We start from the raw sequence: 7,588 nt of genomic DNA, 5'->3' as shown, positions 1-7,588 counted from the left end.
AGACCAGCGCGGGGTCCGTTCGTGGGCACGCTGATGATGCAGACGACCGCCGTCCCCGACCCGGGATTTCGACAACTTCAATGACGATCACCCCCGCCGTGGTCGTCACACAGAGGGACGGTCAACAGTCGCCCTCCCAGCGTGCCAGCTCGGTATCCGGCAGTGGGTCGTCGAAATCCTTCGGAATGGTCAGGTTCGGCATCTGGCCGAACTGCCTGGGGCGTGGGTTCGCGGGTACCAGACGTGCGACATCGCGGCCGTGGTTGGTGATGATCACTGTCTTGCCGGTGCGTTCGACGTCGGCGAGCAGCGCGTTGAGCCGGTTCTTGGCGTCGGTGCTGGAAACCTTTTCCACGGTCATGCTACCTAGCGTACTGGCTATCGGGGTTGTCACGCTAGCGCGAATAGCGCGTTTGTGGTCCCGGACTAGTTGGGGGCGGCCTCAACCGGCTTAAGAGGCTTCGGACTTGGCGACCTGCTCGGTGAGGGTGTCGATGATGGCAGGCAATGCGGGTCGATCGAGCGCCTCGGGGTTGAACCGCAGAAGGTGGGGTTGTGCGCCACGATCGCTGAACTTCTCGACTTTTCCGTCTGCCGATCGCTGGTAGTCCGATATGACGTCGAGGATGCCGAGATAGTCGAGCACGCGGTGGCCGGCTTCGAAGGAGTCTCGGCTCAAGCCATAGTGCAGCTTGCGCGGGCCCGAGGCCAGCGGTTGCGGTGCGCCACCGTGCTGGTTGCGCATGCGCGCAGCGATGAGCAGCAGGACCAGCTCACTGTCCTCGAGGACGTGAATCCAGCCTTTGGTGAACAGCGACGCCTGAACGGTGAAGTAGTCGCTTTCCTGCTCGGGAACCGAATAGACGCCGTTGTCGCCAACGGGGCGGGCGTCTTCGCGTTTGAGCACGAAGTCCTCATAGCGGCGGTGACGGCCATTGGCCGGCGGGACACTGACGAGCTTCTCCTTGTGGAGTCGCATGAGACTCGACTGGAGCTGCCGGGCTTTTTTGGTGGGCACGTCGACGAAGATGCGACCCTCGGTGGCGTCCTGGGCGTCGGTGGCGATGTAGTCCGTCCACCCTGGTTGATCATTATCCGCCTTCAGGGGCAGCTCGTTGCGCGTGGCCTGCTGGCCTGCAGCCAAACGCGTCTGGGCCTCAAATAGTGCGATCAGGAAGAACGACAGTGAGCGACCGCGCGGGGACATCAATCGGGTACTCGGTGGTCGGTGGTCCCGCCTGGTCGCGTTGCGCGTTGTGGTGTCTACCGCAGCATCCGGGACGAACAGCCGTACGAAGCCGTGCCGAATCCGAACATCTCCTGCCGGTGCCGCGCCCGCGGCTGCAAGTGTCTGCAGGTGATAGCTCGCGTCCGCGACGGACTGCTCCATCTCGGCCAGCCTCTTGAGCCGTGCCTTGAGAACCGCGCACTCACGCGCATTCGGCGGCCGGGCGATGCTCGGCTCGAAGAGAAAATGGGTCATTTCCGACCTTCCAAAGTGATTTGCGTCACAAAACGTCTTGACCGCAATGTATCATCCGCAACGTCTTAACCCGCCTAAAAATACGGATCATCGGCCATTGACACGGTTCTTGCGGCGGGTTAAGCCGTTTTAAACACCCTAGCACGGGCGCCATGAAAACCGCGTAGAACGGTTGTCAGCGCACGTCAGAGGCTTGCGGAACGTCACTTTCGGGTGGCGGACCGGAACCGACGAGGCGGCCTCCGGGGGCGGAATCCCCGAAGGCCGCAGTGCGTCGCCCCACGAGAATCTGGAGGAACAACGCAATGTCAACGGTACCGTCCTCGCGGTCTTCCCGGGACCGCGATCACCCGGCCGAACCCCTGCCCCTGCGCTGGGTGGTGATCGCCCTGCTCGCCGTCGCCGCTGCGGGGGTCGGTTACCTCGCGGCGGGCATCGTCACCGCCATCGTCACCGCCTGCACGGTGGCGACGGCGCTCCACAAGATCATCGCCTGAGTCTGCTCCCGCCGGGCCGGCGACCCAACACCTTGGGTCGCGGGTGCGCCGACCGGAAAGGGAACCCCGACGCGGCGGCGACAACACAGGTCTGTCGGTGGGCGGGGCGACAATGACGCGATGAGCGACGACGGCGGCAACCTCCAGGTGCGACAAACCCCCCGCAAGCGGACGGGAGCGTTGGCCGTCGCCGATTTCACGATGTTGGTGCGGGTACCCGGCCACCCCGCCCTTGTGCGGGTGTACACCGAGGACGAGCGTGACGAGGCCACCCGATACGCGGCGGAAGCCGGGGGTGTTGTTGTCCCGCTGCCGCTTTCGCCTCCAGCCGGTTACGAAGTTGGCCCTGACGGAACCCCGGCTCCCACAGCCGGCGCCGCAGCGAAGCCGACGCCTACCTGAGTTTGATCCCTGGTCAGGGTGCGTCTTCTTGAGGCTGGCGCCCCTGCGAGGCCAATGCGTCGAGGTAGGCGTCGTGGTAGCGCGTGATGGACATTCGCTCACTGGTGAACTGCTCCAGCACGCCGGTGATGAGCGGCTGGCCACGCAGCGACGACGCCATTCGGTCATATGGCCAGTGTCCAAAGCTCATCAAGTCAATGCCCAGCGTCTGTTGCGGGTACTCGCGTGCCTCAGCGATGTCGTTGCGGACGGCTTCCAGCTCGGTGTCCAGGCGCCGTAGCGCCGACGCGGCACGGCGAAGGTGTCGGTCGCGTTGCTCCCTGAGGAGCCGAACGCACTCGCCCCAATCTGGGATTTGTCGACGCGGAAAGTAGATGTGGCCTGCTTTGCCCCGGACGACCTGGGGGAGTAGGCCGTCCGCGGCCATCATCTTGAGGATGTCGGTGGGGATGCCGCACACCTCTGAGGCCTCCGAGAGTTTGGCCAGGTCGGGGTCAGTCATCGTTGTGCTCGATTCTGCGCCGATGGGCCGCTTCCGCACGTTCGAGCAAGGTGCCGGGCAGCTCGTCAGGCAGAGAGGTAGCCGCAACTGCTGCGGCGACTGCGGTGTCGATCCGGCTTGTCGTCCAGCCCAGCGCGGGGGAGTCTGGCGCCTTATCCCAGGGAGTGTCGACGTCGATGGTCACCGACACTGGGACGGGCAGCTCCAGGGCCGCCAGTTCAGTCCGCACGGCGGCCGCGACCCGCTCTCCGTACGCGATCAACTCAGCACGGCGCTGCGCCTCCACCGTGTCCCGCAGGCTTTCCAGCGCGGCCAAGGACGCTTCTTCAGCTTGTTCTTCAGGAGTTGAAGGAGTGGGGTTTTCACGCTCGGCAGCCTGCCACCCGTCGATCTCTTGAACCGTTGGCAGTGGCGGGGGCTGACCCTCTCTGATCTCAATGCCTTCATCTGAGGCGCGTTGCAGAGTTCGCGGGTCAAGCTCGCGGCCGTAGGTATAGATGATCCCGGGCCCGGTGATCGCCGTTTCCCGACGCTGCATCTCCGCTTCTGCGGTGTCGACTTCGCTGAACCATTCTGAGCCGTCGTTGTCGAAAAGAAGCCGTTCGGGGTGAATCACCACGGTGACCGGCTCGGTGCGATGGCGCAACAGGTCCCACTCGTCGTGTCCGACTGCGGCACGGAGCGCGTCACCCACCACAGCGGCCTCCCATGAGCCCGGGCGCCCAGCCAGGATTGCATCGATGCCGCCGATGTTGGCAGCCGCGCCCGCCAAGGCGTCGGTCACAAACGCGGCCCAGTCGATCGCCAAGGGGTCGGCGTGGGGATCGGGTTCCCATGAGCCGTCCGACCTTTCCCGGACAGGCCGGTTCGTCAGGCGCGCCCCTTCGGTGAGGGCGCGCACGGCATCGTTGAGAACCTCATCGTAGGTGCGAGCGTCGTCGACATCGCGAGCGCGGACGTCCGCGTATCCGGTATCGGCCAGGGCTGCGTCCAGCACTTCGCGATAAGGCCGGCCGATCGTTGATGCCAACGCGTCGAGCCTGGATCGGGCAGGTAATCCGCGCAATCCGTTGGATCGCCACTGTGAAAGGTTGGCTGGAGTCATTCCAGTTCGCCGCGCAATCTCGGCGTCAGAGATCGCCGGGTGCGATTGCTTGTACCAGTCGATCAGTTCCACCAGGCGAGAACTGGGTGCCATGCACCCAGCATGATCCGCACATGCAGCCATGTCAAGCGCCGCTAATCGCTATCGTTAAGTGTCGCTTAACATAAGGTAGCTTATCTGGCACTTAGTCCTGCGTGGGGGTCGAGAGGCCCGTACGTCAGGAGGAGTGTGGTTCTCTGCCGCTCAGCAGCGCGTAGAGGGGGTTCAGCTCAGCTGCGGAGCGGGTCTCGGTGCCGGCACCGTCGACGTAACGTTGTGAGGTGACCATGGATTCGTGGCCCATGAGCTTCATCAGGGTGTAGACGCTGACGTTGGCGTTGGCGAGTTCGGTGGCGAAGGTGTGGCGCAACCCGTGAACCAGTGCGCCGGAGGCTCGTTCGCCGTTGATGCCGGCCTTCTTGAACGCCCGCAAGATTCGGTATTGCAGCGTTCCCCGGGTGATGCGGTCGCCGTCGGCGCCGACGAAGAGTGGAGCGGTCGGGGAGAAGCTGCTGGGCGCCGTGGTGCCGGATCTTTGTCGGCGGACTTGAGGGAACCGGTTTGCCCGCGTGTGAAGGTAGTCGTCGAGGACGTCGAGCAGCTCTGGGCCGATGGGGAGCCGGCGGTCCTTATTGCCCTTGCCTCGGACGTGCAGGACGGCGCCGTCATCGGTGCGGCGAATGTCGCCGACGTTGGCGTTGAGGAGTTCGTCGGCTCTGAGCCCGGCCAGCAGTGAGGTGAAGACGATGGCGTGGTCGCGTTCGGGCCAGTCGCTGACACGTGTGGATCCGTGATCGGCGTCGATCGCTGCGACCAAGTCGGTGACGACGCTGGTGGGGTAGCTCTTGGGGAGGGACTTCGGGACTTTGGGGCGGCCGATGAGCGGCATGGGATTGGCGTCGAGCAGCTCGGCGGTGAAGAGGAACGTGCACAGGGTGTTCCACGTCGACCAGCAGCGTCGGATCGACGCCGCCGAGTGGGTGTCGGCGTAGGCAGCGAACGCCGAACGCAGTCTTTCCTTCGTCAGTTCGCGGATCGCGAGTTCTGAGACGGCATTGGCAGACCCCGCTATCAACACGGCGATCGCCTCGAAGTCCTGGCGATAGGCCTTGGAGGTGTGGGGCGAGGGTTTGCGGATGGCACGATCAGCGAGAAAGTCAGCAAACCACCCAGGAGGGACGACTTCGGGGGATTCCGGTGCAGCGGATCTAGGCACCGACCCAGCATGGCAGACCGTCATGGATATCAGTCGTTATCCACGACGCTTCTCTATGGTGCCAACCGCCGGGTGGTGTTCTGGAATGCATCGGTCCGAGCAGGCCTGGACCGGCAAGCCCGTCATGTATTTGTAGCTTTGCCGATCCCCCGTGATGCTCACCCCTCGGCGATGCAGCCGCCCGTGAAAGAGGACATCTTCACTGAACCCTATGTATTGGACAGTCGCCGTCCGCGTCTCGCCGTCGAAGGTACCCCAATGAAATACTCGCATTGCCGCATAAGCACGCTTCTGCAAGGGATTGCACAAGATCGAACACCTTGCAGTCGATCCCCGCTGTCGTGTGCTCCCGGTGACTGCGCTTGGGCATCAGGCTAACTCTCATATCGTTATAGGCGCGTCAGCGTGGCGCCAAACCGTAACGTTATCGTGCATAACAACACGCCCCGGTAGGTGGCGGGACGCCGCACGGCTTATAGCAGCTGGCTGTCGTTACTTCGTTGTCTAATTAGCATTGAACGCCAGCTCTTCGCGATTGAACGGATCTGTTCAAGCGGTGGACATCTTTCTGCGCCGACGCTGTAATCATGGTTACAACGATCGTCCGATACGGCTATGCGCCGATCATGTTGATAGGCGTCAACGGCGCAGCCATCGCGTTGGCGCACGCCGCGTGGGCAGAGGTCTGCATGGCGGGGCTCATTCTGATTGCGATCGGCTTGTCGTTCGCGGCTGAGCGGGTGTTGCCCTACAGCGATGTTTGGAACGAGCCGATCGGTGACAGTCGGCGCGATGTCGCACATGCTCTGATCAACGAAACGTCGTTGCTGTTGACTGTGCTCGTCGTTCCCGTCCTGGCGATGCTTAATCCATTCAGTGCATGGTGGCCTTCGTCGTTGCCGTTTGTTGTTCAGGTTGTCATCGCAATCTTTGTCACCGACCTTGGAGTCACTTTGGTACATCTGGCAAGTCACAGAGTCGGGTGGCTGTGGCGCTTCCATGCTGTCCACCACAGTGTCAAGCGTTTCTACGGCTTCAATGGCCTCATGAAGCACCCGCTGCACGGAGCACTTGAACTGGCGGCAGGCATCACACCCCTGCTGATCCTTGGGTTGACGAAACCCGTTGCAGAGGTACTCACGGTGGCGATCGCGGTACAGCTTCTGCTTCAGCACTCCAACGCCGATTACCGCGTCGGACCTCTACGTAAAGTGCTGGCACTCAACGAAGGCCACCGTTTCCACCACCTCAAGTGGGCTGGTATTGGTGATGTCAACTTCGGACTATTCACGTTGACATGGGATCACGCTTTGCGCACGTTCTCCTTCGATCCTGACCGCCGTTTTCGCTCGGATGATCTCGGCATGGCGGCAAAACCCAACTACCCGGCGGGATATCTCGCGCAGCTGGCGGAACCGTTCCGGGCAAGTGGCGCATGCAAATTCGGTGCCATGAACGACGATGCGACCGTATCACCCGAGGAAGTCGCACGGTAGGCGATACCGAGACGCTCGGGATTGCGCATCTGAACCTAGCGATGGCGGCACACGGCATACTCAAGGACGTGACGTGGGCTGGCGAGGCGCTGATCGAGCCGGGGCGGCTCGTTTTCCGGGGACGGATCGGCTCGGCCCACAAGCACGCGCACGCAGCCCTTCAGATTGTGACTCTCACTGATGGTGCGGTATCCCTGTCCGACGCCGATGGCCAAAGGCTGTCCGCGTCTGCGGCGGTGATCGCCGCGGGCGCTGCGCACTCTATCGACACCGGCACAGGCTCTGGAGTGATGGTGTACCTGGAACCTACGAGCGTCGTCGGCCGGCAAGTGACGCGTCTCTTCGGCAGCACTATCCGCCCTGATGTCCACGAATGGGTGCGCCTCGGTGCCGGCATCCTCAACATCGATGCGAGACAACCTCTTTCCTCAGCTGCGGATGACGTGATTGCGCGACTGGTCGGGCCGAAGGAGCAGGCGAGTGGCGCGCTGCACCCCAGCGTCGAAGCGGTGGTCGGCATGCTGCCCGACATGCTCAGCGGCCCGGTCAAGCTGACCGACGTAGCCAAGGCGGTGCACCTGTCCGCCGACCGACTCGGACGGCTGATGGCGCAGGAGGTCGGTATGTCGTTTCCCGCCTACGTGCGGTGGAGTCGACTCATTCGTGCGATGGCGGTGGCCCGTGATGGTGGAACCATCACCGATGCCGCACACGCCGCCGGCTTTAGCCTCGATCCACCGATGAATCGCCTGTTCGGAGGGTGTTGATGTAAGGAAAGTGCCCTTTGAGCTGGGATGATTGGAGTTACCACACTTCGATCAGCCCACGTTCAGAAAGGCACTTCCGGT

The 7,588-nt window shown here is 63.0% G+C and carries 9 protein-coding genes; 4 read left to right on the top strand and 5 right to left on the bottom strand.

Annotated elements, in window-relative coordinates:
* Window positions 1-121: 121 nt before the first annotated feature.
* Window positions 122-361: a type II toxin-antitoxin system Phd/YefM family antitoxin gene (locus tag ACTWP6_RS29370; protein WP_443189524.1), complete on the bottom strand. Its 240-nt coding sequence runs from the start codon at window positions 359-361 to the stop codon at window positions 122-124.
* Between the two features lie 90 nt (window positions 362-451).
* Window positions 452-1,390 (bottom strand): hypothetical protein, encoded by a 939-nt coding sequence (locus ACTWP6_RS29365; protein ID WP_443189523.1) that lies wholly within the window; start codon window positions 1,388-1,390, stop codon window positions 452-454.
* A 398-nt stretch (window positions 1,391-1,788) separates the two neighbouring features.
* Between ACTWP6_RS29365 and ACTWP6_RS29360 the strand changes: the two genes are divergently transcribed.
* Together ACTWP6_RS29360 and ACTWP6_RS29355 are read left to right on the top strand one after the other, a co-directional pair.
* Entirely contained in the window at window positions 1,789-1,980 is a 192-nt protein-coding gene (locus ACTWP6_RS29360) for a hypothetical protein (protein ID WP_443189522.1), read from the top strand.
* Between the two features lie 120 nt (window positions 1,981-2,100).
* Complete coding sequence (locus tag ACTWP6_RS29355; protein ID WP_443189521.1) at window positions 2,101-2,382, top strand: hypothetical protein; 282 nt, start codon at window positions 2,101-2,103, stop codon at window positions 2,380-2,382.
* Between the two features lie 13 nt (window positions 2,383-2,395).
* Here the strand turns inward: ACTWP6_RS29355 and ACTWP6_RS29350 are convergent, their stop codons facing one another.
* From ACTWP6_RS29350 to ACTWP6_RS29340, 3 genes are all read right to left on the bottom strand, one after another.
* Entirely contained in the window at window positions 2,396-2,884 is a 489-nt protein-coding gene (locus ACTWP6_RS29350) for a DNA-binding protein (RefSeq protein ID WP_443189520.1), read from the bottom strand.
* The gene (locus ACTWP6_RS29345; RefSeq protein ID WP_443189519.1) at window positions 2,877-4,082 is read right to left on the bottom strand and encodes a helix-turn-helix domain-containing protein; all 1,206 of its coding nucleotides are present in this window, start codon (window positions 4,080-4,082) and stop codon (window positions 2,877-2,879) included. The genes ACTWP6_RS29350 and ACTWP6_RS29345 overlap by 8 nt, the downstream gene beginning before the upstream one ends.
* A gap of 124 nt (window positions 4,083-4,206) precedes the next feature.
* Window positions 4,207-5,244: a tyrosine-type recombinase/integrase gene (locus ACTWP6_RS29340; RefSeq protein ID WP_443189518.1), complete on the bottom strand. Its 1,038-nt coding sequence runs from the start codon at window positions 5,242-5,244 to the stop codon at window positions 4,207-4,209.
* A gap of 587 nt (window positions 5,245-5,831) precedes the next feature.
* Between ACTWP6_RS29340 and ACTWP6_RS29335 the strand changes: the two genes are divergently transcribed.
* Both ACTWP6_RS29335 and ACTWP6_RS29330 read left to right on the top strand, forming a co-directional pair.
* Complete coding sequence (locus ACTWP6_RS29335; protein ID WP_024449513.1) at window positions 5,832-6,740, top strand: sterol desaturase family protein; 909 nt, start codon at window positions 5,832-5,834, stop codon at window positions 6,738-6,740.
* 41 nt (window positions 6,741-6,781) lie between these two features.
* Window positions 6,782-7,507 (top strand): helix-turn-helix domain-containing protein, encoded by a 726-nt coding sequence (locus ACTWP6_RS29330; protein WP_443189517.1) that lies wholly within the window; start codon window positions 6,782-6,784, stop codon window positions 7,505-7,507.
* Window positions 7,508-7,588: the final 81 nt, after the last annotated feature.

Source organism: Mycobacterium sp. 4D054 (genome assembly GCF_052245755.1).
Classification (GTDB): domain Bacteria; phylum Actinomycetota; class Actinomycetes; order Mycobacteriales; family Mycobacteriaceae; genus Mycobacterium.
This window is presented reverse-complemented; position numbering and strand designations above follow the sequence as displayed.

Bases quoted from the DNA above. Each gene is read 5' to 3' on its own strand.
- ACTWP6_RS29370 (WP_443189524.1), bottom strand. From the start codon at position 361: ATGACCGTGGAAAAGGTTTCCAGCACCGACGCCAAGAACCGGCTCAAC.
- ACTWP6_RS29365 (WP_443189523.1), bottom strand. From the start codon at position 1,390: ATGGAGCAGTCCGTCGCGGACGCGAGCTATCACCTGCAGACACTTGCA.
- ACTWP6_RS29360 (WP_443189522.1), top strand. From the start codon at position 1,789: ATGTCAACGGTACCGTCCTCGCGGTCTTCCCGGGACCGCGATCACCCG.
- ACTWP6_RS29355 (WP_443189521.1), top strand. From the start codon at position 2,101: ATGAGCGACGACGGCGGCAACCTCCAGGTGCGACAAACCCCCCGCAAG.
- ACTWP6_RS29350 (WP_443189520.1), bottom strand. From the start codon at position 2,884: ATGACTGACCCCGACCTGGCCAAACTCTCGGAGGCCTCAGAGGTGTGC.
- ACTWP6_RS29345 (WP_443189519.1), bottom strand. From the start codon at position 4,082: ATGGCACCCAGTTCTCGCCTGGTGGAACTGATCGACTGGTACAAGCAA.
- ACTWP6_RS29335 (WP_024449513.1), top strand. From the start codon at position 5,832: ATGGTTACAACGATCGTCCGATACGGCTATGCGCCGATCATGTTGATA.
- ACTWP6_RS29330 (WP_443189517.1), top strand. From the start codon at position 6,782: ATGGCGGCACACGGCATACTCAAGGACGTGACGTGGGCTGGCGAGGCG.